General features: G+C 47.5%; 21 protein-coding genes. 17 read left to right on the forward strand and 4 right to left on the reverse strand.

Annotated features, from left to right (window positions below; translation table 11 throughout):
* Nucleotides 1–18 precede the first annotated feature (18 nt).
* Nucleotides 19–1215, forward strand: a complete 1197-nt coding sequence (locus tag DW039_RS03220) for a 6-bladed beta-propeller (RefSeq protein WP_230589359.1) — start codon at nucleotides 19–21, stop codon at nucleotides 1213–1215.
* 4 nt (nucleotides 1216–1219) lie between these two features.
* Here the strand turns inward: DW039_RS03220 and DW039_RS03225 are convergent, their stop codons facing one another.
* From DW039_RS03225 to DW039_RS03240, 4 genes are all read right to left on the reverse strand, one after another.
* Nucleotides 1220–2242 (reverse strand): AI-2E family transporter, encoded by a 1023-nt coding sequence (locus tag DW039_RS03225; RefSeq protein ID WP_005823830.1) that lies wholly within the window; start codon nucleotides 2240–2242, stop codon nucleotides 1220–1222.
* 76 nt (nucleotides 2243–2318) lie between these two features.
* On the reverse strand, nucleotides 2319–2933 hold the full coding sequence (locus tag DW039_RS03230) for an L-threonylcarbamoyladenylate synthase (RefSeq protein ID WP_005823828.1): 615 nt from the start codon (nucleotides 2931–2933) through the stop codon (nucleotides 2319–2321).
* Between the two features lie 68 nt (nucleotides 2934–3001).
* Entirely contained in the window at nucleotides 3002–4744 is a 1743-nt protein-coding gene (locus DW039_RS03235; RefSeq protein WP_005835299.1) for an ATP-dependent RecD-like DNA helicase, read from the reverse strand.
* 12 nt (nucleotides 4745–4756) lie between these two features.
* Complete coding sequence (locus tag DW039_RS03240) at nucleotides 4757–5557, reverse strand: Cof-type HAD-IIB family hydrolase (RefSeq protein ID WP_005835301.1); 801 nt, start codon at nucleotides 5555–5557, stop codon at nucleotides 4757–4759.
* 87 nt (nucleotides 5558–5644) lie between these two features.
* On the opposite strand from DW039_RS03240, the gene DW039_RS03245 reads away from it, so the two are divergent.
* The 16 genes from DW039_RS03245 (at nucleotide 5645) to DW039_RS03320 (ending at nucleotide 26098) form a co-directional block, all read left to right on the forward strand.
* Complete coding sequence (locus DW039_RS03245; RefSeq protein WP_008665553.1) at nucleotides 5645–6538, forward strand: prenyltransferase; 894 nt, start codon at nucleotides 5645–5647, stop codon at nucleotides 6536–6538.
* Nucleotides 6535–7149 (forward strand): CPBP family intramembrane glutamic endopeptidase, encoded by a 615-nt coding sequence (locus DW039_RS03250; RefSeq protein WP_005823820.1) that lies wholly within the window; start codon nucleotides 6535–6537, stop codon nucleotides 7147–7149. The genes DW039_RS03245 and DW039_RS03250 overlap by 4 nt, the downstream gene beginning before the upstream one ends.
* Nucleotides 7150–7234: 85 nt before the next feature.
* The gene (locus DW039_RS03255) at nucleotides 7235–8404 is read left to right on the forward strand and encodes a MalY/PatB family protein (protein ID WP_005835307.1); all 1170 of its coding nucleotides are present in this window, start codon (nucleotides 7235–7237) and stop codon (nucleotides 8402–8404) included.
* Nucleotides 8405–8429: 25 nt separating this feature from the next.
* Nucleotides 8430–10064, forward strand: coding sequence for a hypothetical protein (locus tag DW039_RS03260; RefSeq protein WP_057282004.1), 1635 nt, complete (start codon nucleotides 8430–8432; stop codon nucleotides 10062–10064).
* Nucleotides 10065–10236: 172 nt separating this feature from the next.
* Nucleotides 10237–12642, forward strand: a complete 2406-nt coding sequence (locus DW039_RS03265; RefSeq protein ID WP_119958247.1) for a TonB-dependent receptor domain-containing protein — start codon at nucleotides 10237–10239, stop codon at nucleotides 12640–12642.
* Between the two features lie 88 nt (nucleotides 12643–12730).
* Entirely contained in the window at nucleotides 12731–15325 is a 2595-nt protein-coding gene (xyl3A, locus tag DW039_RS03270; RefSeq protein ID WP_120381725.1) for a xylan 1,4-beta-xylosidase, read from the forward strand.
* Nucleotides 15326–15522: 197 nt separating this feature from the next.
* Nucleotides 15523–16479: an SPFH domain-containing protein gene (locus DW039_RS03275; protein ID WP_016272575.1), complete on the forward strand. Its 957-nt coding sequence runs from the start codon at nucleotides 15523–15525 to the stop codon at nucleotides 16477–16479.
* A 12-nt stretch (nucleotides 16480–16491) separates the two neighbouring features.
* Nucleotides 16492–17850, forward strand: a complete 1359-nt coding sequence (locus DW039_RS03280) for an alpha/beta fold hydrolase (RefSeq protein WP_120381693.1) — start codon at nucleotides 16492–16494, stop codon at nucleotides 17848–17850.
* Nucleotides 17851–17916: 66 nt separating this feature from the next.
* Nucleotides 17917–18126, forward strand: coding sequence for a hypothetical protein (locus DW039_RS03285; protein WP_005835322.1), 210 nt, complete (start codon nucleotides 17917–17919; stop codon nucleotides 18124–18126).
* A gap of 25 nt (nucleotides 18127–18151) precedes the next feature.
* Entirely contained in the window at nucleotides 18152–18610 is a 459-nt protein-coding gene (locus tag DW039_RS03290) for a hypothetical protein (protein ID WP_009037112.1), read from the forward strand.
* A 179-nt stretch (nucleotides 18611–18789) separates the two neighbouring features.
* Entirely contained in the window at nucleotides 18790–20172 is a 1383-nt protein-coding gene (locus DW039_RS03295; RefSeq protein WP_120381694.1) for a hypothetical protein, read from the forward strand.
* A gap of 29 nt (nucleotides 20173–20201) precedes the next feature.
* The gene (locus DW039_RS03300) at nucleotides 20202–21353 is read left to right on the forward strand and encodes an imelysin family protein (protein WP_005835328.1); all 1152 of its coding nucleotides are present in this window, start codon (nucleotides 20202–20204) and stop codon (nucleotides 21351–21353) included.
* 109 nt (nucleotides 21354–21462) lie between these two features.
* Complete coding sequence (locus tag DW039_RS03305; RefSeq protein ID WP_120381726.1) at nucleotides 21463–22896, forward strand: di-heme oxidoredictase family protein; 1434 nt, start codon at nucleotides 21463–21465, stop codon at nucleotides 22894–22896.
* A 29-nt stretch (nucleotides 22897–22925) separates the two neighbouring features.
* Nucleotides 22926–24137, forward strand: coding sequence for a porin (locus tag DW039_RS03310; RefSeq protein ID WP_005823796.1), 1212 nt, complete (start codon nucleotides 22926–22928; stop codon nucleotides 24135–24137).
* 24 nt (nucleotides 24138–24161) lie between these two features.
* The gene (locus DW039_RS03315; RefSeq protein WP_009037108.1) at nucleotides 24162–24878 is read left to right on the forward strand and encodes a hypothetical protein; all 717 of its coding nucleotides are present in this window, start codon (nucleotides 24162–24164) and stop codon (nucleotides 24876–24878) included.
* Between the two features lie 65 nt (nucleotides 24879–24943).
* Complete coding sequence (locus DW039_RS03320) at nucleotides 24944–26098, forward strand: Rid family hydrolase (protein ID WP_009037107.1); 1155 nt, start codon at nucleotides 24944–24946, stop codon at nucleotides 26096–26098.
* Nucleotides 26099–26104 lie beyond the last annotated feature (6 nt).

Raw genomic sequence — 26104 nt, forward strand, 5'->3', positions numbered from 1 at the left:
AGAAATGGTATGAGATATATGTGGAAATTCTTTTTATTATTGATGTTGGTTGTAACTTCGTGTTCCGAAAAGCAGATTGATGGCAATGTAATTAATGTTGCGGAAGCAATGAGTAGATTGTCAGAAGGACAATCTGTACAAAATTTGTTTTCCAGCATAAGTTATATTCCTTTGGAGACTAATGAGCAGGCTATTATAGGAAAATATTCGGAGTGCATAATTATGGATAGTGCGATATTGGTATCTTCTGTCCATCAGAATCTGAAACTTTTTGACCGTACTAACGGGAAGTATATTCGGGATATTGGACACGTAGGTACTGATCCGGAAGGATATGCAAAGGATTCATGGGGGAAAGTGAGCTTTTGGGCTGATGCGGTTCGGAGAACCGTTTATCTATTGGGATGGAATAATGATTTCCTACTATATGGATTTGATGGGAAATATAAGGATAGAATTCGATTGCAAGATACAGTCAATTGTATTCTGTCCCAAAATTACTATTTGATGGATGCGGACAGAATTTGGGGACATAATAAAATGAAACTCTCTCCGGAGACGCCATCAGTCTTTTATATGGATAGAAATACGATGTCATTGACCGGTATTGCTACATGGAATTCAGCCCTGCTTCCCATGGATGAGGTTTTGTCGGTTTCAAATTTGTTGGGGGGCAATGTTGCTTATGGAGGTGACTTGGCAATGGCAGAATTTGTTGGTGACCGGAAATATTATACGGCAATCAATAGCCCTTCGTTATGGAAATCTAAGGATGCCATCCGAGTGAAACAAGCTTTTAATGATACTATCTATACTATTTCAGAGCAGGGACTTACTCCATATCTGGTTTTTGAACTGGGTGAGTGGCACTGGAATGAGCAGCAGCAATTGGATGTAGAAGGATGTGATAAAAAAATAGCCATAGACTATATTCTGGAGAATGCAGAGTACATCTATTTCCATTTTCATACAAGCTTATATTTAGAAGAAAGTCAGTCATATTGTGGATTTTACCATAAGGAAAAGAAAACTGTTGTTTGCCAAAAGGGTGATAGCTTATTTGATAAAATGAATAATCAGCATATCCAAATCAGGGGAGTCACTTCGGATGGACATTTTTTTGCTTTGTTACAACCGGATGAACTCAGTGATGATAATCAACGGAGAATGGGAGTAGAAGAGGAAGGTAACCCTATTATGGTCATGCTTTATTAAATACTTATTCCGTCGTCTTCCCCCTTGCATCCAAATACCCTCTTTTAAACATATCCACGAACAGAAAGAATAGTGACAAGAGCAGTGGCCCGAAGATGACACCCATGAATCCGAAAAGGGACAAGCCGATTACAACTCCGAAGACAGTGATAAGCGGATGAATGTCTGCCATTTTCTTCTGGATGATGAAGCGTATCAGGTTGTCGAGCTGTGAAATGACTGCACCGCCATAGATGGCCAGGCCGATAGCTTGAACCCAGTTGCCTATCAATGCCATGTAGACAGCTATCGGAAACCATACCAGCGCTGTTCCTACCATTGGGATGATGCTGGCGAAGCAGGTCAGGAAACCGGCGAACAAGATGTTGGGAGCACCGAAAATCCAGTAGCCTATCATGGCTACTCCTCCTTGTATGACGGCGAGTAAGGGGATGCCGATGGCATTGGAGCGGACAATCATGTTGATTTCGTGGATGACGTTTTGTGTATTGTCATCGTTGAACGGCAGTAGGTCGTTGACGTACTGTTCCATCTTTTTGCCCCCTATCAGCATGAAGTAGAGTACAAAGACCAGTACGAAGATGTTGACGGCAAAACTGCTGATACCTCCCATGATGGCTTGCCCGATGCGGGGAAGAATTGAAATGACGTATGCCACCGTGTCTTTCCCCAAGATATAGTAGCCGGTTTTGGCTTTAATGATGTTGGCCGCTTCTTCGAAAGGAGCTATAATGGCTTGCGGGTCCAGATTGATGTTTTGAAGATTGACCACAGCCAGCCATACCACCAGCCCAAGCGGAACCAGAAAGCAGAGAATTGCCTCTGCCGTAATGAGGGTGGCAGCTATGCTGCGCTTCATTTTCCGCTTGTCGGAAAGATACATCATCTGCTTTCTCACCAGGATATAGATAGTCAAGGCTCCCAGCAGACCGCCCATGAATGGGGCTATTTGTCTGAAAAGAATGATTCCCAGCCCGATAATGATAGCTATCAATGAATATTTCCAGTATTGTTCTTTTGTGCTCATAAAGTTCCTGTATTTCTTAGTAAAGAAACATAAAAGAAGTTGAAAAGGTTTGGAAATTGTGGCCGGAATTCAATATTTATCCTTCGTCCAGCCAGCCTAACCCCTGGCGTATGATTTCCGGCTCCCCATTGGTGCAATCCACTACGGTAGAGCCTTCCGTACCGCCGATACCGCCGTCTATTACCAAATCGACAATATCACCGAATTTCTCGTCAATCAGTTCCGGGTCTGTGCAGTATTCAATGTCCTCATTGTCATCATGCGGCAATGTAGTTGTCATGATGGGAGCATCCAGCAGGCGGGCTATTTCTTGAATGATGGAATTGTCCGGCATACGGATGCCGACCTCCTTACGGTTACGGAATATCTTGGGCAGGCGGGTGGTGCCGTTCAGAATGAAGGTGAAAGCTCCGGGCAGATTACGCTTCATCAACTTGAAGGTGCTGTTGTCCACTTTGGCGTATTCGCTGACCTTGCTCAAGTCGTAGCAGATGATGGAAAGATTGTTCTTCTTGGGGTCGATATTTTTAAGACGGCAGATACGTTCGATGGCTCGTTCCTTCAGTCCGTGGCAGCCGATGGCATACATGGTGTCGGTAGGGTAGATAAGGATACCTCCGTCATTCAGTAGGTCGACCACCTGCTGCAGGTCGGCGGGATTGTTATTTTTTTCATAAAGTTTCAGAAGCATGGCAGAAATGGATTTGAGTTTTATATTACATGCAAAAATAGATAATAATCGGCTTATAAACAAGCAATTCACCTTTTTAGCATCTCTTTCTCCAGTTTCTTTATCTTCTTCCAGGCCTCTTTGAATTTGGGACAGAGGGTGACGGCTTTCTCATAGTTTTTCATGGCCGCCTCCTTCATGTCATGCTTCAGGCATTCGTCACCCATAAGGATGTATTCGCGGGCATACTTCACGAGGGCTTTCTCTTTCTCCAATGCTGCTTGCTTCAGTGCACGGTTTTCCTCTTTCAGACGGTTGATGATGTTCAGCTTCCGGCGGATGAGGCGCTGCACGTTGGGCTTCTCGATGTCGTAGCGGGAATGGATGGCTTTGAAAAACTCATCCAGGAAAGTGCCGAAGTCCCCTTTGTCGAAGGCTTTGGCGGCGGCAACGTATTGAACGTCTGCCTGTGCTTGCTTCAAGGCACGGTCGATGGCGGTGCGGTTGTTGAAGCGTTCGGAGAAGCTGACAATCTCCGGACGCACGAATACATCGGCACGGCTGATGGGCTTTTTCAGCTGGATGCCTTCCAGCGAGGTGCAGCGGCTGAGGGCTACGTATGCCTGCCCACCGGCAAACACGCCGCCGGTAAAGTCGATGACTACCCGGCTGAAGGTCAGCCCTTGGCTCTTGTGGACGGTGATGGCCCATGCCAGGCGCACGGGATATTGTGTAAAGGTTCCCAGTTCTTCCTCTTCAATCTGTTTCTTTTCTTCGTTGTATTTGTAGCGGATGTTTCGCCACGACTCTCGTTTGACGTCACATTCCTTGCCGTCGTCGGTGATGACGTAGAGGGTCTCTTCAATAGGGTCGAAGCCGCTGATGACGCCGATGGTGCCGTTCACCCAGCGGCGGTCGAAGTCATTCTTGATGAAGATGATTTGTGCGCCCGGTTTCAGTACCAGTTCCTGCGAGGTGGGGAGGCTGCTTTCGGGAAAGTCTCCCATGATTTCGCCGTAGAAGGTGACCGGGTCACCGGGAAGTTCCGCCAGTTTTTTGTCGTTGATGTAGTCCACATTGTCACGGCGGGTGGCGAGGGTGATGTACATGTCGGCTTCCGATTGCTCTATTTGGGTGCCATAGCGGGTGTTGAGCAGCTGAAGTTCGGCAGAGCCGACGGTATTGTTGCGGATGTGGTCCAGCACATGGATGAACTTGCTGTCTGTTTGCCGGTATACTTTCTGCAGTTCGATGGAGACAAGGTCTATCTGGCCGAATACCCTGGCAGAGAAGAAATAAGGGGTAGGGTAGAATCGGTTCAGTATCTCCCGTTCATCTCCTTTGACGACGGGTTCCAACTGGAACACATCGCCCACCAATAATATCTGTTTGCCGCCGAAGGGTTCGCGCAGGTTGCGGGAATAGACGCGCAGGATGCGGTCTACGGCGTCGATGATGTCGGCGCGTACCATGGAAATCTCGTCGATGATGACCAGTTCCAGTTCTTCCAGTAGTTTGCGGTGGGGTTTGGTGTATTTGAAAAATTCGTGGATGCGTCCCCGTTGCAGACTGAAGTTCGGGTCATCGGGCAGCAGGGGGTAGAAGGGCAGTTTGAAGAAGCTGTGCAGGGTACTGCCTCCGGCATTGATGGCGGCTATGCCGGTAGGGGCAAGCACTACATGCTTTTTCTTCGTATTCGCGCAGATATATTTCAGGAAGGTCGATTTGCCCGTACCTGCCTTGCCCGTCAGGAATACGGACTGACGGGTATACTGAATGAGGTTCAAGGCATCTTGAAACTCTTTGTTTTGTGTATCGGGAACGAAGCTCAAAAGATTTCAGATTTATGATGGATTCCCGACTATGCCGAAATATTTCAGGGCGTTGGCGATGCCGTCTTCATCAACAGAAGTGGTTGTGTAGTTACTGGCAGCTTTTACGTCGTTATTGGCATTGCCCATGGCTACACCGATACCGGCATGGCGCAACATGCTGATGTCATTTCCTCCGTCGCCGAAGGCCATGGTCTCTTCCAGCTTGATGCCGAAGTGGCGGATAATCTGGTCGATACCGTTTTGCTTGGTGTTTCCTTTGGCTGTCACGTCTACGAAGGCAGGATGCCAGCGGCCCATCTCGCAGTGGGGGACGGAGGGCAGGATGATTGCTTCTTCCTCGGCGTTGATAAAGGGAGTCAGCTGGAAGAAGGCTTTGTCGGCATGGCTGTCGGTATAGGGCTTTGCTTCGATGGGGTCCACTTTCAATTGGTGATGGAAGATTTCCTCCACTACTTCGCCGGGCTGGTTCACGCAGATGTCGTGCTCTCCCACCAGGATGCATGGGATGTTGCGTTCGTGGCAGAAAGCTGTCAAGGCATCCACTTCCGCTGTCGGTATGGGGCTTTTGTAGATAACGGTGTCTTCTACAAAGCAATAGGCGCCGTTCATCGTGATGTAGCCGTCTATCAGATTCCGTTCCTGCAAGGCGGACAAGTTGTTGATGATGACGCGCGGACGTCCGGTAGAAATGAAGATATGTATGCCTTTGGCCTTGGCGGCAGTCAACGCTTCAATAGTGGAAACGGGAATTTCGTGGGTCTTGAAGCTGACCAAGGTTCCGTCGATGTCAAAAAACAGAGCTTTTATCATAAGGGGTTCTTTTATCTTGTGCGCGAAATTACTTAAAAAAGCGAAGATATTTCGTACTTTTGCGCACAAATAAATGATAAATAACAAATGAAGAAACATTCTTTGAAAGATTGGATGATAGCGGTGCGTCCGTGGTCATTCCCCGCCTCTTCGATGCCGGTGGTGGTGACGTTGGCATATCTGTATTGGATGCAGCAGGACATAAACTGGGTGAACGGCATCTGGGCATTGCTGAACATCGTCGTGTTTCACGCTGCCGGGAATACCTGGAGCGATTATTTTGACTATAAGCATAAGGTCGATGCAAGGGATACCTTTGGCGCCAAGACCTTGACCGACGGGATGTTTGCTCCGCGCGAGATATATGGCTTGTCGATGGCATTGCTGGCAGTTGCCCTTGTTGCGGGTGTCGGCCTGCTGTGGCGTACGGGGTTGCCGTTGCTGTACATCGGTATAGGCGGCGCGGCTTGCTCGTTGCTTTATCCGCCGCTCAAGTATCGTGCGTTGGGCGATGTCGTCATCTTTTTGGCGTATGCCTTACTGCCGACGTTGGGTACCTGCTATGTGGCTACGGGAGTAGTTGACTGGAATGTCTTGTGGATAGCTCTGCCGGTGGGACTGATTACGGTGGCCATTCTGCATGCCAATAATACACGGGATATGCGTACCGATGCCCGTGCCGAGATTCAGACACTGGCCATGAAGCTGGGAGGAAAGGCGTCGATGTACGTTTATTGTGCCGAAGTCCTTTTCCCTTTTGGCTGGATAGCCGGCTTGATAGCTGCGGGAACTCTTCCTCTATGGACCCTGCTGGTGATGCCGGCACTGGTTCCTGCCATAGGCAATGTACGGGTGGTGTCTCGTTTTCCCGGAAAGGGAGAAAGTGCCATAGCCGGTCTGGATGAGATGACGGCAAAACTCCAGTTGTTGTTCAGTCTGCTGTTCACGTTGTCGTTCGTTGTAGCCGGTTTGCTATCATGAAGAAGCTGATTTTTACCATTCTGCTGGCTGCCGTGCTGTGGACGGTCATGTTTTCGCCTTGGACGGCTCCTTTCGTGAATTTCTGGTGGATGATGACCGGTTCTGCGCTCACGCTGTCCGTGTTTGCCACCTTGTTCAATCCCGGCTGGTGGCGGGAGGTGAAGTGGAGCTTGCCGAATGTCTTGCTGGGAATTGGCATTGCTGTTGCTTTGTGGGGCGTTTTCTGGTTGGGAGACAAGGTGTCATCTTGGATGTTCGATTTTGCCCGTCCGCAGGTGGACTCCATTTATGGGATGAAAGAGGGAGAGTCTCCTTGGCTGTTGGCGGCATTGCTACTGTTGCTGATAGGGCCGGCGGAAGAGATTTTCTGGCGCGGCTATGTGCAACGCACGCTTTCCAAACGCTGGAATCCGAATGCGGGTTTTGTGGTGGCTACTTTGATTTATGCACTGGTGCATGCCGGTTCCTGCAACTTCATGCTGGTCATGGCGGCTCTGGTGGTGGGGGCGGCATGGGGCGCGCTTTACCGTTTCTTTCCGAACCGCTTTGCCGCTATTATCTTGTCTCATGCAGTGTGGGATGTGGCGGTATTTATATTTTTCCCGATATGATTATTGTTTACAAAAATAAGGCAGCGGTAATGGGTCGTATAAAAACAAAACAAATTGATGCGTTGAATTATAAAAAAGCAAGCATATGACTTACAATTTTGATGAAGTAATAGAGCGCCGTGGTACCGACTCCGTGAAATGGGACGGTGTGAAGAGTGTATGGGGGCGCGATGACCTCCTCCCCATGTGGGTGGCGGATATGGATTTCCGCACGCCCCCGTTTGTGATGGAAGCCTTGCGGAAGCGTCTTGAACATGAAGTGCTGGGCTATACGTCTGCGTGTGAGGAATGGTATACTTCCATTTGTAGCTGGCTCAGTCGTCGCCACGGTTGGGACGTCACTCGCGAGATGCTGACTTTTGTACCCGGCATTGTCCGCGGTCAAGCCTTCGCATTGCAATGCTTCACCAATCCCGGCGACCGGGTAATGGTGATGACTCCCGTTTATCATCCCTTCTTCCTGGTGACGCAACGCATGAAGCGCGAAGTGGTTTACTCTCCGCTCGACCTGAAAGACGGACAGTATCAGATTGACTTTGAGCGTTTCCGTAAGGATATACAAGGATGCAAAGTATTGATTCTCTGCAATCCCCATAACCCGGGCGGGCGTGTATGGACGGTGGACGAATTACGCCGGATTGCTGATATTTGTACGGAAAGCCATACGTTTGTCATTTCCGATGAAATTCATGCCGACTTGACTCTGCCACCTTACAAACACCATCCTTTTGCTACTGTTTCGGGGGCTGCCGCGCAGAATTCCCTCACCTTCATGGCACCCAGCAAAACATTCAATATGCCGGGATTGGGAAGTTCGTACGCCATTATCCTCAATGAGGACATCCGCCACCGTTTTCAGGAGTTCATGGAAGCGGGCGAGTTCAGCGAAGGGCACATGTTGGCCTATATCGGTGCGGCTGCTGCCTATATGCATGGTGAGGAATGGTTGGAACAGCTGCTGGACTATATAAAGGGCAATATCGATTTCACGGAGAACTACCTGCGCGAGCATATTCCGGGCATCGGCATGATACGTCCGCAGGCTTCTTACCTGATTTATTTGGACTGCCGGGGATTGGGGCTGACTCAGGAGGAACTGGTGAGACTATTTGTGGACAAGGCACACCTGGCACTGAATGACGGCACCATGTTCGGTGAACCGGGTAAGGGATTTATGCGGCTGAATATCGGCTGCCCGCGTTCGGTGTTGGAGCAGGCGCTGAAGCAACTGGAAACTGCGGTTGCAGACAAATGATAGAAAAAACTATATCTCCTATATTATGAATAGATTACCTTTCCTTGGACTATTGTTTGCGTTGCTGTGCCTTGTTGCCTGCCGGCAGATGAATGAGGCACATCTGTTACATCTGGCAGAAAAGCAGGTGAATATGAATGTGGACAGCGTGTATGCCTTGCTGGTACAGATAGAGAGGCCATCGCAACTTTCGGATGAGGAGAGGCTGTTGTATGGATGGCTGAATGCTTATGTGCACTATAAGCGGCACAACTCGATGGCGGAAGATTCCTTGATATTGCCTGCTTCCGATTATTACGTCTTCCGCAACGACACGGCGAAGAATCTGTTTTCCTATCAGTTGAAAGCCTGGTACTGGTATTGGCTGAAAGAGCACGAACGGTGTATAGCTGCCATTGACAGCGGCGTAGCTTTGGCCAAGGCGCTGCAGGACACGGGAAGAATGGCTGATATGCTGATTGATAAGGCATACTGGTATGTGTATGTCTGGAAAGATTATGAGAAAGCGATAGAAACTTTCCGTACCGCCATAGCTTTGGACGCAAGAGCCGGAAGCTTCTTCTCTATGGGAATTGCCATGGGGCTGAACAAGAATGATTCTGCATCCTATTACATGGAGCGCAGCATAGAACTGGCAGTGGAGGCAGAAGATACCAGTAAGATAGTGCATTATTTGCGTAACTATGCCCAGATGCAGGCTTACTCTTTTGATGAACCTTCCGGTGCAATAGCTACTATTCGTCGTATGGAGCAGTATGTCGTCGACCCGGTGCAGTTGCGTATGGGAGATCTGGTGAAAGTGGAAGTGTTCTTGAAAGAAGGGCTGCTTGATTCGGCGGAATACTATTTGAATAAGGAGAGGAAACGTGGCGAGGGCCGGAACCGGTTTCTGACGGAAGAGAATATGGTGGCGGTATATAGGGCATTGATAGATTATACACGTCACCGTACGTTTGATGTGCTGGACGTGGCGCGCTATAATGATTCTGTAGCCAATGCTCTTACTGCGTTGCAGAGTACTGTCCGGCGTAAGGACGAGTCGAAGGAGACGCTTTCGCAAGCCAACTTGATTCTGACGGTGGAACGGAAGCAGGCACAACTGAATTTGTTGCTGGCACTGTTGGTACTGGTGCTTGCAGGTGGCGGTGTGTCCCTTTATATCCGTAACCGGCGTAACCGGTTGATTGAAGCGGAAGAACGGGCGGAAACACTGACCCGGTTGCTGGAAGATGCGATCAGGAACCAGTCGAAAGGGGAAGACGGGCAGTTTTTTCGGAAAATACTGTTGCAGCAATTAGGCATGATACGGCTGGTGGCTAAACAACCTACCTCACAGAATCAGGAGCTGCTTCGCCGCATTTCGGGTATTACCAGCCATGAACTGCCGGTAGAGAGTTTGCTGGTATGGGAGGACTTGTATCCTATCATAGACCGGATTTATGATAACTTCTACACAAAGATGGACAGCTGTTTTGGCGATGTGCTCATTGACAAAGAAAAGCAGCTTTGCTGCCTGCTCTGTGCGGACTTCTCGACGAAGGAGATTAGTGTGGTGACACAACAGAGCATTCCTACCATTTACCAGCGAAAGACGAATATCCGCAAGAAACTGGGGATGGGGGAGAAGGAAGGCATCGTAGAGTTTATAGGCAGCATATAGACCGGAAAAGGCATAATATAGACTTTTGTGAAATTAAAGTGTTGATATGTAGTGATTTGTAGTTTTGGAATATAGACTTTTTATTCCTCGATATAGACCGTTTGAGGCATGTTTTACCCCTACCTTTGTATCAGCGAAATACAAGGTGTGAAATATTGAAATCAAACGCATGATGAAAGAAAAACTACTGAACAACGTTAGAAAAAGAGTGATGGTATGGGTGGCCTTGGCAAGTATGGCAACTCTGCTTCCTGCTCAGACTTACCGGCTTTCCGGTTGTGTGCAGGACGAGAACCGCCAACCGGTAGAGGTGGCGAATGTGCTGCTGAAGCAGGCAAAAGACAGTATCTATATTACCGGTATGCTGACCGACACACAAGGTTGTTTTTCCTTTGACCAGCCACTGGGAGAATACTTGTTGCATATTACCCTTATCGGCAGCGAAGACCTCTACGTTCCCGTTGTGCTGCAAGGAAACAAAAACGTTGGCGAATTGACATTGAAATCTTCTTCTGCCTTGCTGGACGAAGTGACCGTTACGGCCGCGCGTCCCGTTATCAAGCGTCTGGTGGATAGGGTAGTGTTCGATGCACATAATACCATAGCCTCTGCCGGAGGCAGTGCACTCGACCTTCTGCGTGAAGTGCCCGGTCTGCAGGTTGGACAAAACAGTATTGGTATTATAGGTAAAGGGGGTATCAAGGTTTATATCAACGACCGTGAGACGAAGCTGTCAGGAGATGAACTGATAGATTACCTCCGTTCCTATGACGCCTCCCAGATACTGAAGGTGGAGGTGATTACCACGCCTCCGTCCAAATACGATGCCGCCGGAAATGCAGGCATCATCAATATCCGCTTGAAGTCACGCCCCAAAGATTACGTGGGTGGTACGGCTTCCGCTTCCTACAGCGCTGGTGAAAAGGACAATTACGGATATGGCGGGGTAAGCCTGAACCTCAGCAAGGGGCGCGTGTCATCCTTCCTCAACGGGGGTACTACGCAGGGCAACTATGAGACGCGTGAGAAGAATTACCGCTATTTTCCGCAGAACACCTGGAACAGCCGTGCCGACTACACCAATTACATGAATAGCTTCTACCTTCAGGGAGGTGTGGACGTATCGTTGGAACGGGACTGGACTGTAGGTATGCAGGCCATCTATAATCACAGTGCTCCCAAACCGGGCAACGCCCTTTCATGGACGGAAGTTTACGATGCCTCTACCGCCGTATTGGATTCTTTGCTGTACTCCAACAGTGACAAGGATACCAGTTCCGACCGCCTCAATCTGAATTTTCATACCGATAAGGTCTGGGATGACAAAGGCAAGAAAATGACTTGGGATGTGGATTACCTGCGTGACAACCGGGACGAAAATATGGGCTTTCTCTCGAAAACCCTCCTGCCTGACGGTACGGAGATTCCGGGTACAAACTTCGACTACAACTATCTGCAACATCGCAAGGTGGATGTAGTCTCCTCCGCTCTTGATTTCATCCTTCCTTTTGAAAAGTACAAGATAACGGCAGGTGCCAAGGTCTCCTTTACCAACACTCGCAACGGTATCAATTACGATACGTCGGACCCTACGCTGGTGCAGGATGATTATTTCCGTTACAAGGAGCAAATCTATGCCTTATATGCTGATTATAGCCGTGAATATTCCGAACGTTTTTCCATGCAGTTGGGCTTGCGTATGGAGCACACCTGCACTACCGGTATTTCCGAAGCGAAGGATACGGAGGACAAGCACGACTATACGCGCTTGTTCCCTACTGTCTATCTGCTTTATTCGCCTACAGACGGGCATGCGCTGAACTTCAGTTTCTCCAACCGCATCTCCCGTCCGTCGCAGAATATGGTCAATCCTTTTCCGTTCTATCAGAACAAATATACATATGCCTGCGGACGTGAGGACTTGAAACCCAGCTACACTTACAATGCAGAACTGGGATATACGTTGAAGAACAACTTCAATGTTTCCGCTTATTATTCTTATTCGGACGATGTATTCTTCCAGGTTGTGGACTTGGATGCCGAAACGAATGTGACTTCTTTCCTTTGGGAGAATTTCATGCAGACGCATGCTTTCGGGCTTAACAATTCATACACTTTCCGTACCAAATGGCTACAAACTTACGCCCAGCATGGAGTGAGCTATCGCCGGACCACCTCCAGCGCTGCCACCACCTCTCCCGAGGAGAAAGGGTGGGCTTATAACGCCAGCCTGCGCAACACTTTCTTCTTCAATGAAAAGAAGACTCTTCTGGCCACGTTGTCCAGTTCCTATTCTTCCCGTCAGTATCAGGGCATCTATCTGATGAGCCCCACTTACAGCATCAGTGCAGGTATGCTTTATCGGTTGTTGAACAATAAGCTCAGCCTCAGCCTGAATGTCAACAATTTGTTTGTCAGCCATTCCAAATTGGAAACCATGTCCAACGGGTTGAAGATAATTGCCGACAATCAGTTTGCCTTTGCCAGTTTCCGTATCGGTGTATCCTATACTTTCGGTGGTGATATACGTAGTAAGGGTCAGCGGAACAGTAACGAGGATATTCAGAGGAGGCTATAATAAGAAGTTTATTGCGTGTTGGCAATTGGAAGAAAATATTTATCTTTGTGATACAAGCGATTGTAACAACGATTAATATAAAACTATGATGAAACAGAAACTTCTTTACCTTTTGCCACTCTTCCTATTGTCGGGATGTGGACAGGCTACTTACAAGAATGCATCTCTGCCGGCAGAAGAGCGTGCCGGACTTTTGCTGAAGGAACTGACGCTCGAAGAGAAGGTGTCCTTGATGATGGACAGCTCCAAACCGGTGGAACGCCTGGGCATCAAGCCCTATAACTGGTGGAATGAAGCGTTGCATGGAGTGGCGCGTGCCGGGCTGGCCACAGTGTTTCCCCAACCGATTGGTATGGCGGCATCTTTCTCGCCGGAGACTGTATACGAGGTATTTACTGCCGTATCCGATGAGGCCCGTGCCAAGAATGCCTACTATGCATCTCAGGGAAGTCGTGAACGCTATCAAGGATTGACGATGTGGACGCCTACGGTGAACATCTACCGCGACCCCCGTTGGGGAAGGGGTATAGAGACTTATGGGGAAGACCCTTATCTGACCAGCCGTATGGGAGTGATGGTTGTAAAGGGGTTGCAGGGTACGAACGATGGAAAATATGACAAGCTGCATGCTTGTGCCAAGCACTTTGCCGTACACTCAGGTCCGGAATGGAACCGCCATGAGTTTAATGCGGAAAATATCAAGCCCCGTGATTTGTATGAAACTTATCTTCCTCCTTTCGAAGCTTTGGTGAAAGAAGGAAAAGTGAAGGAGGTGATGTGTGCCTACAACCGTTTTGAGGGCGATCCTTGTTGCGGTAGCGACCGCCTGCTGATGCAGATTTTGCGCGATGAGTGGGGATTTGACGGTATTGTCCTTTCGGACTGTGGAGCTATTGCCGATTTTTACAGAGATTATGGTCATAAGACGCATCTTGATGCAGAGTCCGCTTCGGCGGCTGCGGTGTTGAGTGGGACTGACTTGGAATGCGGTTCGAGTTACGAGGCCCTGGTAGAAGCGGTGAAGCAGGGAAAGATTGATGAAAAAGCAGTGGATGTAGCAGTCAAGCGCCTTTTGACGGCCCGCTTTGCCTTGGGTGAAATGGACGAGCCGGAGAAGGTGTCCTGGACCGGCATTCCTTTTTCTGTGGTGGCTTCTGCCGGACACGATTCTCTGGCGCTCGACATGGCGCGCAAGTCAATGACACTGCTTATGAACAAGGATAATACCTTGCCGTTGAAGCGTGGAGGTCTGACTATAGCCGTGATGGGTCCGAATGCCAATGATTCTGTGATGCAATGGGGAAATTATAACGGTATGCCTCCGCACACAGTTACCATTCTGGACGGAATTAGAAAAGCTTTGGGGAGTGATGACCGGCTTATTTATGAACAAGGCTGCGGATGGGTGGAGAGAGCTCAGATACAGAGCGTCTTCAACCGTTGCAAGACTGCCGACGGGAAACCCGGATTCAGTGCACGCTACTGGAATAACGTGACTCGTGACGGTGAGCCAGTCACTACTGCCCAAGTGACCACTCCTTTCCATTTCTGTACATCCGGTGCCACGGTTTTTGCTCCGGGTGTGAACCTTACCGACTTCTCGGCTACCTACAACAGCGTATTCACTCCCGACCAGTCGGGAGAGGTGGTCTTTGACATCTATGCTTATGGCTCAGGGAGATTGCGGATAAATGGGGAGGAAGTGAGAGGATTCTCCAATCAGCACGGTGGGCAGAAGAGTGCTTATACTTTGCAGGTACAAGCAGGAAAAATGTATGACGTTGAATTGGATTTTGAATATTTCCGTAGCGATGCACTGCTGAACTTCGACCTTGGATTTAAGAATGAAGTGGATGTGAGGAAATCTGTGGAGCGTGTAAAGGATGCTGATATCGTGGTCTTTGTGGGAGGAGTCTCTCCGAACCTCGAAGGCGAGGAGATGGGTGTTGAGCTTCCCGGATTCAGAGGAGGTGACCGTACCGATATCGAGTTGCCTGCTGTCCAACGGGAACTGATTGCCGCCTTGCACCGTGCCGGCAAAAAGGTGGTGTTGGTGAACTGTTCGGGTTCTCCCATCGGTCTGGAGCCGGAAACCGGGAGGTGTGGAGCCATTCTGCAGGCATGGTATCCCGGTCAGGCAGGCGGTACGGCTGTAGCCGAAGTATTGTTCGGCGATTACAATCCGGCAGGACGCTTGCCAGTGACCTTCTACCGCAATGTGTCTCAGCTCCCGGATTTTGAGGATTATAACATGACCGGCCGGACTTACCGTTACATGACCCAGGAACCGCTTTTTCCCTTCGGTCATGGATTGAGCTATACCTCTTTCAGCTATGGTGCTGTGGTGCTTGGTTCGGATAATATAAAGTCCGGTGAGAAATTGAGATTGAGTGTCCCCGTAACCAATACCGGCAAATGTGACGGTGAAGAGGTTGTGCAGGTCTATTTGAAGAAAAACAATGATGTAGAAGGACCGAGCAAGGCATTGCGTGCTTTCAAGCGGGTACATATCCCGGCAGGAAAGACGGTCGATGTAGAGTTTGATTTGGGTGATAAAGAGTTGGTGTGGTGGAATCCGCAAAGCAATACCATGTGCGTTTCCGAAGGCAGTTATGAACTGATGGTGGGCGGTAGCTCGCAAACTGCTGATTTGCTGCGCCGGTCTTTTGTCATTCAGCCTTGATACATCACTGACAGAGTCAAAAAAAGTTTTCCGCTTGAGGGTGAGTTATGACCCTCAAGCGGAATTTTTATATACTGGGAATACATGTTCTTAATAATCCTTAATACTATATGTTAACTCCCTTGTTTCTTTGTACTTCTCTAATTTTAATTGATATATTTGTGATATCATTATGATATCAATTAAATTTATAGAATATGGAAACAAAAGAGTGTGGTTTCAGTGGTTTCAAGATGAATGGCTTTCTGGCCTTGTTCCTTCATTTGGTAGTGCTTACGGCGGTGATAATCTTTGGATTTCTCATTTCTGTGCCTACCTTGATCCTTTCGGTGTGTCTGTGCCTGGTATGGTTCATTATGTTTGCCGGCTATATGGAGCTGGAGCCGAACGAGGCGCGTGCCATGGTGTTCTTTGGCAAATATAAAGGGACGTTCAAGGAGACCGGCTTTTTCTGGGTAAACCCTTTTCTTAATAAGAAGAAGCTTTCGCTTCGTGCACGCAACCTGGATGTGGAGCCGATAAAGGTGAACGATAAGATTGGTAATCCTATTCTCATAGGGCTGGTATTGGTGTGGAAGCTGAAGGACACCTATAAAGCCATGTTTGAGATTGATTCACAAACAATGGCTGCATCCGCTCCGACAGCGGGTAATGCCAACCAGGTCAGTCTTGGCAATGCGGTGGCCAATCGTATGAATGCGTTCGAGAACTTCGTCATGATACAGAGTGATGCCGCTCTTCGTCAAGTTGCCGGTCAGTATGCCTATGATGATAATGAGGCTGATACGGAAGAGTTGACACTTCGTTCGGGCGGTGAGGAAATCAATGAACAGCTGGAGCAGAAACTGAATGAACGCCTGGCCATGGCGGGTATGGAAGTGGTGGAAGCCCGCATCAACTATCTGGCGTATGCGCCCGAAATTGCCGCTGTGATGCTGCGTCGCCAGCAAGCATCCGCCATCATTACGGCACGCGAGAAGATTGTGGAAGGGGCAGTCTCTATGGTAAAAATGGCGCTCCATAAACTTTCTGAAGAAGAAATTGTTGAACTGGACGAAGACAAGAAAGCAGCAATGGTCAGCAATCTGTTGGTAGTGCTTTGTGCGGACGAGGCTGCACAACCGGTAGTCAATACGGGAACGTTGAACCATTGATAAAGGATACGGATGAAAGAGATGGGGGTTATAGGACGATGGGCTCTTATACTGCTCTTGCTGGGCAATGTATATGGGGGCTTTGCACAAGATGCGAATACTGCGCGCGCGCAGCACATTTATGAATTGTTTGTGGCAGGGCAAGGTGACAGTATCCATGCGGCATTGAACCGGGAGTTGCAGGAGAAGCTGGCTCCGGCACTCTTCAATGATTCTTTCCGGCAGGCGGAGAAAATGTTCGGTAAATCCGTATCAAAAGGAGAATGGAAGACCGATTCTGCCCAGGGAATTACTATCTATTATTCCGATGTGGAGTTTGAACGCTATAATCTCCGCTTTCTGGTGGCTTTTGATGCTGACGGGGCGCTGAACACAATCCGATTGGTACCTGCGCCTGCTGCCAGCACTGCCCAACCGGTAGCCTATGACAAGACAAAGATGGATGAAAGGGATATTACGCTGGGAGCCGACGGCTACAAGCTTCCCGGAACGTTGACTTTGCCCAAGCGGGCAGTCGGTCCGGATGCATGCAGGGTTCCTTGTGTTATTTTGGTACATGGTTCCGGTCCTCACGACCGTGACGAGACGATAGGTCCCAACAAGCCTTTCCGTGACCTTGCCTGGGGATTGGAGAAACGCGGCATTGCTGTCGTCCGCTATGAAAAACGGACAAAGGCATATGGTGCGGCTTGCGTTCCTGCCGGTCGCGAACTCGATTATGATACTGAGGCCGTGGACGATGCCGTTGCCATAGTGGAGCAGGTAAGGGCTTTGCCCGAGCTGGCTCCTGACAGTGTGTATGTGTTGGGGCACAGCCTGGGAGGTACATTGGCTCCCCGTATTGCCGGGCGTTCGAAAGGTTTGGCAGGTATCATTATCCTTGCCGGACTGGCAAGATCGCTTGAAGATGCTCTTGAGGAACAGTTTTATTATACCTCTTCTTTGACGGATTCTTCAGTCAATGTAAAGGTTCAACTTGATGAGCTAAAACAACAGTTGGCTAATGTCAAAAAGCTTGGTACGGAAGAGTTTGATGAAACGATTTCCTTGCCATTGGGGCAGCCCCGCTCATATTGGCTGTTTGCCAATGCTTACAAACCGGTGGAAGTTGCCGCTAAACTAAAGCTGCCTATATTTGTTCTTCAAGGGGAGAGAGATTATCAGGTGACTATGGAAGACTTCGGTTTATGGCGTTCCGGTTTGTTGCGCTGCAAGAATGCATATTTCAAATCTTATCCGAAATTGAATCACTTGTTGCAGGAAGGCAGCGGCAAGGCGACTCCGTTTGAGTATAGCCATGCTTCGCCCGTCCCAGCATATGTTATGGATGACATTGCCTCCTTCGTGCGGGGCAAGCAGAATACTCTTTGATTGGTACTTGGTTATATCAAAGTAACTTCAATCGTAAATCGTAAATTGTTAAATAGTAAATAAATAGTGGCTAAAAAAGAAACTTCAACCAAAAGCTTTGTCCTCCGTGTGGATGCTGCAACGATGGATGCCATTGAAAAATGGGCAGCCGACGAGTTCCGTAGTACCAATGGACAGCTTCAGTGGATTATCGCTGAAGCATTGCGGAAGAGTGGGCGGATGAAGAAGTCCAAGAATCCTCCTCCGTCTGAAGAGAAAGCAGAGGAGGATTCGTAATAACAGATTCTAAATCGCAGATAGTATGATTAATCTTGGTCCTTATTCCGGCAAGAATTGCCCTAATGTCCGTTTTCAACCCACTGTGATTGACCGTATTCTGGAAGGTACGGCCCTGCTTATCGTGCTCGTTACGTGGATTAGCATTTACTGGCTGTATACCCAAAGAGAAGGTGCCCTGCTGCCCGCTGTCTGGGTGATGGGTGGCTGTTCCATTTTCTGTTTCCTTTTGATGGGGGGATTGGCGTATCTTCCCGTCCGTTTCATCAATTTCCCTATTCGGGTCACCGAGCGCAATGCGGCTGTTCAATATTTGTTTGCCATACGCCTTACCCGGGTGATGAACATCATTCTGTTGTTAGTGCTTTTGGGCAGTGTTTGGGGCTTGTATTATGCATTCGGCAAACTCCTGCTCCTTGTCTCGTTTGTTTTGTTGGGGGTGGCATTTATAGGATACTATATACTGGCGTTTAAATATAAGTAGCCTTACAGTCTGTTTAATAGTCCTTTTTACCACTTACCCTCCTTTCTCATCTTTATTTGTTGTTATAAATCTGCCATTACCTACTAATGGTTACTCTTTCTCTTCTTTTCGTAATTTTTAGGTATTGTTCTCCTTTTTAACTACCTCTACCTTTGCCCCAATAAAATTTAAGATAAAAGATGAGAAAATTAACAGGCTTATTCGTTTTATGTTTTCTGCTTTCTGCCAATGCTTTGCAGGCTGCTGAACCTGAAAAAGTTACTTCTGCAGCAGAGAGTACGGAAATTTCAACGGACAAAGAGAAAAAGGAAAAAGTAGCGAATGATGGCGACAACTACAAGAAATTCCGTTTCGGTGGATACGGAGAAATGGTTGCAAGTTTTAAGGATTATGGTATTAACCGTTTCTATGGTGCGCCTGAAGGCAATCCAGACAAACATAGGAATACAATTTCTATACCCCGTTTCGTGTTGGCTCTGGATTACAAGTTCAATTCCAAATGGATACTCGGTGCTGAAATCGAGTTTGAATCCGGTGGTACGGGTACTGCTTATGAACTTGAGAATACGGAAAACGGTGAGTATGAAACGGAGGTGGAAAAGGGTGGCGAAGTGGCTATCGAGCAATTCCACATTACCCGTTTAATTGTTCCACAATTCAACATACGTGCCGGTCACGTCATTGTCCCGGTAGGATTGACCAACGCCCATCATGAACCAATCAATTTCTTTGGAACTTATCGGCCGGAAGGAGAGACAACCATCCTTCCTTCTACGTGGCATGAAAACGGACTCGAGTTTTTTGGTTCTTTTGGAAAAGGATATGCCAGCTTTGATTATCAAGCCATGATAGTGGCCGGTCTGAATGCCAATGGTTTTGACCGTAACACCTGGATAGCAAGTGGCAAACAAGGCATCTTTGAAGAAGACAATTTTACTTCACCGGGCTATGTGGCTCGTCTGGACTACAAGGGGGTTCCGGGGTTGCGTATAGGCGCTTCGTTTTATTACTGCGCTGATGCCGGTTCCAATTCTGACAAAGCGGATACTTATTCGTCTACCGGTAAGGTTCCGGTAAGAATCTACACGGCAGATGCCCAATACCGTAATAAATATGTGATTGCCCGTGCCAATATGGTATACGGAAATTTGGGCAATTCAGCGAAGCTTAGTGAGGCAAATACCAAATTATCGAATAAATCTCCTTACAGCCGTATAACCCCCATTGCAAAGAATGTAGTCAGTTATGCAGCCGAGGCCGGTTTGAATATCAGCGCTTTCTTCAAAGGAAACAAGAAAGTTCCGGTTATCTACCCCTTTGCACGTTATGAATATTACAATCCGCAAGAAAAGGGAGAGGCTAGCCAGATAATGGAGAAACGTTGTCAAGTAAGCATGTGGACTGCTGGATTGAATTGGTATGCCTTGCCTAATCTGGTGGTAAAGGCTGATTACACCACCCGCCAAATCGGAACAAACAAGGTTTTCGGAACTGGTAAGTATAATAGTGAAAATGAGTTTTCGATCGGTATTGCCTATATCGGTTGGTTTGTCAAGAAGTAGATGAATAGTAATCAATTAATTTTATACAAATGAAGAAAAATTTCTTTTATGCGACAGCTTTGGTATTAGGGCTGGCATTTACGGCTACTGCTTGTAGCGATGATGATGACAACAGTACAGTTAATCCTGCTGACATTGAGTATAATTCGGAGAATGCAGCAAGTTGGCACAACTACATGAGAAATGTGGCGGCTTTGTTGAAGACAGATGCCACCAATCTTTATGATTCTTGGAATACGAGTTATAAGGGTGGGGCAAGTTTTGCAACTTCCTTCAAAGCTCATAATGGTGCCTATAACTTTTCAAGTGCCTGGAACTGTATAGAGCAGGTTATCGACGGTTGTGTTGAAATCTCCAATGAGGTAGGTGAGACGAAGATTGGTGATCCATATAATAAATATATGGCAAACAATGTTACAGAGGCCCTCTATGCTGTTGAGTCATGGTATAGCTGGCATTCCCGTGATGATTATACCAATAATATTTACTCAATCCGCAATGCCTATTACGGCTCTTTGGACGGTAAGGTGAGCGACAAGTCAATTTCAAAATTGGTGGCTGGAGCCAATGCGGAGTTGGATACGAAAGTGTCGGCAGCTATCACTACGGCAGCATCGGCTATTCAGGCTATTCCCCAACCTTTCCGTAATAATATCAACAGTCAGGAAACGGTAGCGGCTATCAAGGCTTGTGAAGAACTGGAAAGTGTATTGGATAAGGAGTTGAAACCTTATATCAGGGACAATAGCACCATTAACAGCAATGAAGCACTTGACCCGATTGTTGAAAATTATGTCAATGTTGTGGTTTTGCCTACCTATAAGGATTTGAAGGAGAAGAATAGTACGCTGTATGACGCTGTGGTGGCTCTTGCCAACAATCCCTCTAACAGTGCTTTTGAGACGGCATGCAATGCTTGGATAACAGCCCGTGAACCTTGGGAGGAAAGTGAGGCGTTCCTATTTGGGCCGGTGGATGAGCTGGGGCTTGACCCGAATATGGATAGTTGGCCTTTGGACCAGAACGCCATTGTCCAGATTCTGAATTCCCAGAAATGGGGCGATTTGGAATGGAGCGAGGGTGATGATGATGCAAAAGTTGAATCTGCCCAAAATGTACGCGGATTCCATACTTTAGAATTCCTGCTTTTCAAGGATGGCAAGCCTCGTACAGTTAAATAAGAATTATTTATAAACAATACTCAAGAAGTAAAGGGGGGGATTTGGAGAATCCTGCCTTTACTTCTTTGGCATGTTTGGATATGCCATTATTAAAAAGTAGATAAAGATGATGAATCGTTTAATGAGATATTCATGTCTTCTCCTTTGTTTGTCGGCAGGTTTGACTGCTTGTGATGATGATGGGATTGACGTGTTGGATATAGAGATTCCTGAAGGATACGCTCTGTCTGCCGGAACGTCCACAATCTTCATGAATTCATCCAAGGCCTATGATTCACCGGTAGACTGGGTGTCGGGTGTTTACAACAGTCGCTTTAATGATGGTGACGGGCTTTACGATGATGTGCGTACGAGTAGCAATGGCATGGGAGGTGGTCTTGGCCCGGTCTATGCGGGGTATTCTTGTGGCAGTTGTCATCGTAATGCCGGCCGTACCAAACCGACGCTGTGGAGTGAAGGTGGATCGGGTAGTTACGGGTTTTCCTCGATGCTGGTTTATATAAGCCGCAAGAATGGTGCGTTTTTTCAGGATTATGGTCGTGTTCTCCATGACCAGGCAATTTATGGAGTGAAACCGGAGGGAAAGCTTTCTGTGGAGTATACTTATGAGACTTTTACCTTTCCCGACGGAGAGAAGTATGAACTTTGCAGACCGGTTTATTCCATATCCGAATGGTATGCTGACAGTATAAAGCCTGAAGATATGTTCTGTACGGTGCGTATCCCGTTGAGACATGTCGGTATGGGGCAAATGATGGCTTTGGAACCTACGGAGATTGAAGCGCTTGCTGCAAAAAGTAATTATCCGGAGTATGGTATAAGTGGCCGTTGCAATTACATTACCGAACGTGGTGTGAGAAGCTTGGGGCTGTCGGGAAATAAGGCTCAACATGCGGATTTGACTGTTGAACTTGGTTTTTCAAGTGATATGGGTGTTACCAATAGCCGCTATCCGGAAGAGATATGCGAGGGGCAGTCCCAGGTGAATCAAGGCAGCATGATGGGGCTTTCTTATGCCCAGTTGGATGTTTCTACAGAAGATATGGAAGATGTTGACTTGTATATGCAGAGTCTTGGTGTTCCTGCACGGCGTAATGTGAATGACCCGCAGGTGATAAGGGGAGAACAGAATTTCTATAAAGCCAAGTGCCATCTTTGCCATGTCACCACGTTGCATACCAAGCCTCGGGGCTCCGTGCTGTTGAACGGTACCCGTTTGCCATGGTTGGGAAGTCAGACAATTCACCCCTATTCGGATTTTTTGCTGCATGATATGGGCTCCGAAATTATGGGAGTCGGTCTGAATGATAACTATGTAAGTGGGTTGGCGCGTGGCAATGAATGGCGCACTACTCCGCTTTGGGGTATCGGGCTTCAGGAAAAGGTAAACGGACATACCTACTTCTTGCACGATGGCCGTGCCCGCAATCTTGTTGAAGCCATAATGTGGCATGGGGGAGAGGGAGAAGCATCGAAAAATCTCTTTAAGAACATGAGCAAGGATGACCGTGATGCCCTGATTGCATTTTTAAATTCACTTTAGAACTAATAAGCTTTATATAAAAAGTAATTATGAAGAAATTTTTATATGTCGCCATGCTGGCTGTTTTGCCTTTGACCGCTATGGCGCAACATGAGGAAGATACGGAGAATGGTGTAGTGTCATTGGCCGGAAGAGAAGGTTTTACCATTGAAACAAAGAAAGGTGACTTTGTTTTCAAGCCTTATCTGTTGGTACAAACGAGTGCTAATTTCAATTGGTATGATGATGAAGGCTTGGATAAGGCTTATAACCAAGATAATATTGCCAATTCGGGTTTTTCCATTCCTTATGCCGTACTTGGCTTTACTGGCAAGGCTTTTGGAAAAGTAGCTTTCAATCTGTCCATCAATGCTGCTGCAAGTGGAGGAGCGCTGTTACAGCAGGCGTGGTTTGATGTACAGCTGAAAAAACAATTTGCGATTCGTGTCGGAAAGTTCAAGACTCCATTCTCGCATGCCTATCTGACAACTCTTGGCGAAACACTGCTTCCCCAGTTGCCGGTTTCTCTGACGTCTTCTGTAATTTTGCCTTATTCGTTGAATGCCGTGACGCCTAATATCGGTACGGGATTTGACCTGGGTGTTGAAATTCACGGTCTGGTGGCAGATAAGTTCGGTTATGAAGTCGGCTTGTTCAATGGAACCGGAGCTTCCGTGAATACAGCTTCAAAGACGATGAGTGATGACTGGCATATCCCTTCATTGCTGTATGCCGGACGTCTGACTTATATGCCCAAGGGGGTGATGCCTTCCACACAAGGTAATCCTAACCGTTTGAACGAGGATAAGATATTATTCGGTCTTTCGGGTTCTATCAATGTGGAGAGTGAAAATGAGAGTACCAATGATACCCGTGTGGGGTTGGAATTTGCCATGTTGAAGAACAAGCTCTATCTGGCGGCTGAAGCTTATTATATGAATGTAGGTTTCACCAAACGGCAAAAGATAAATGAATCGTATAGCTTTTTAGGCGGTTATGTGCAAGGTGGTTACTTTGTCGCTCCCCGCCTACAGCTTGCCGCACGCTACGATATCTTCAATCGTAACGGTACGGATGACGACGGTTTCCTGAATATGCCTGCTGTAGGTATGAATTACTTTTTCAGAGGATGCAACTTGAAATTGCAGGCAATGTATCAGTATGTAGCCCGTTGGGGACACGACACGCAGCTCGACCGTGATAATGATAATTTAGGTCTGGCCACTCACTCTGCCACGGTGATGCTTCAATATACATTCTAAATGAAGTCAGGAAAGGATTCGTCTATGAAAAAATACATTCTTTTCTTTTTTCTGCCCGTGCTTCTTATAGGTCTGCATGCATGCGATGAGGGGAGAATTTATGAGAATGCCGTAGTGGCCACGGGTGAAGGACGCACAGTGAAGATGACAGGCCGGATTAGTGGTGTGGATAAGTGGTCGGGCGACTATAGTGTGGTAGTGGCAGGATTTGATGATGAAAGCGATTATGCCATTGTTTCAAAGGTTGTTCCGGTATCCGAATCGGATAATGATGAAATCCAGTTGACAATGTCCGGCATAACGGATGAGGTGACAACTGTCGAGCTATGTGTAATCAATAAGTTGAGAAAGCGCATTGTCAGTTTGGTGGCAATGGAATGTACTGAAATCGCTGATACTATACTTATGGATGCAGGAACAGTTGATGCAAGTATGTACAATGCCATTCAACAAAAAATATTCAATGCCACTTGTACGGCTTGCCATGGTCTTAGCACCACTCCGGGTGGTGGCTTGAATCTGCTGGAAGGACATAGCCATGCTGATCTGGTCAACCGGGCTTCAACGACGGTGGACGGTAAAATGAGGGTTATGCCCGGCAATGCGTCAGAAAGTGTCTTGCATCTCATATTGGGTACGGACATCAGCTCGGATTGGCGTATAGACCATTCTCAGATGATAACCTCATCTGATATGCAGTCTTTGATTGGCAACTGGATTGACGATGGTGCACAGCCGTAATAATGATGGGCCTTACTGGTAATACCGGTACTTTTTTGAACAACAACGACTAATTGATATTTAATATGAAAGATAAACAACAACAAACTAATCAATCGGAGAATACCTTAACCGAAATCTTTAAATATGAGGTAGAAGCGGGTGTTTCGGAATATCATGTAATGATTCATGCCACCAGACCGGAAGCGACTTATGAAGAACAGCTGAATGCGGTGGTCGACACTTACTGCCAACTGCGTGAAAGTGAACTACAAGGTGCTGTTGCCATCTTTAAACGCTACTTTCTAAGTGACGCCGCCAATCAGGCAGATATGCTACTGGCGCTTTCGGCAGAATGTTCGGATTGTGCACTCTCCGTGGTAGAGCAGCCGCCGTTGAACGGTACAAAGATCGCACTGTGGGTCTATCTGCAGAAAGGTGTGGAAACACAGGTACTTCATAACGGATTGTTCGAAGTGAGACATGGCGCCTACCGTCACCTTTGGGGAGGCGGCTCTTTCAATCGTGCAGCCAATTCGGAATACCAGACCCGTCTGCTGTTGAATGACTATGTGATGCAGCTGATGGAACAGGGCTGCAAGCTGGCTGATAATTGCATACGTACCTGGTTCTTTGTACAGAACGTGGATGTGAATTATGCCGGAGTGGTGAAGGCACGTAATGAGGTGTTTGTTACCCAGGACTTGACGGAGAAGACTCATTATATTTCCAGTACCGGTATCGGTGGCCGTCATGCCGACCCAAAAGTGACGGTTCAGATGGATACTTATGCTGTAGATGGTTTGAAATCTGAACAAATTCACTACCTTTACGCACCGACACATCTGAATCCCACATACGAATACGGTGTGAGTTTCGAGCGAGGTACGTATGTGGATTATGGCGACCGTCGCCAGGTGTTTATTTCGGGTACTGCGAGCATCAATAATAAAGGTGAGGTGGTATATCCCGGAGACATTCGCAAGCAGACGGAACGTATGTGGGAGAATGTGGAGGCTTTGTTGAAAGAGGCTGGCTGTACGTTTGATGATTTAGGACAGATGATTGTTTATCTGCGGGATGTTGCAGACTATACCGTGGTCAAAGGAATGTATGACGAGCGTTTTCCGGATACTCCGAGAGTGTTTGTATATGCTCCCGTATGTCGTCCGGGTTGGCTGATAGAGATGGAATGTATGGGAGTCAAGTCTTTAGAAAACAAGGAGTTTGCTCCATATTGATTTTTT

Origin of the sequence: Bacteroides sp. AF39-16AC, assembly GCF_003602735.1 — a bacterium.
In the GTDB taxonomy this organism is placed as follows: domain Bacteria; phylum Bacteroidota; class Bacteroidia; order Bacteroidales; family Bacteroidaceae; genus Bacteroides; species Bacteroides uniformis.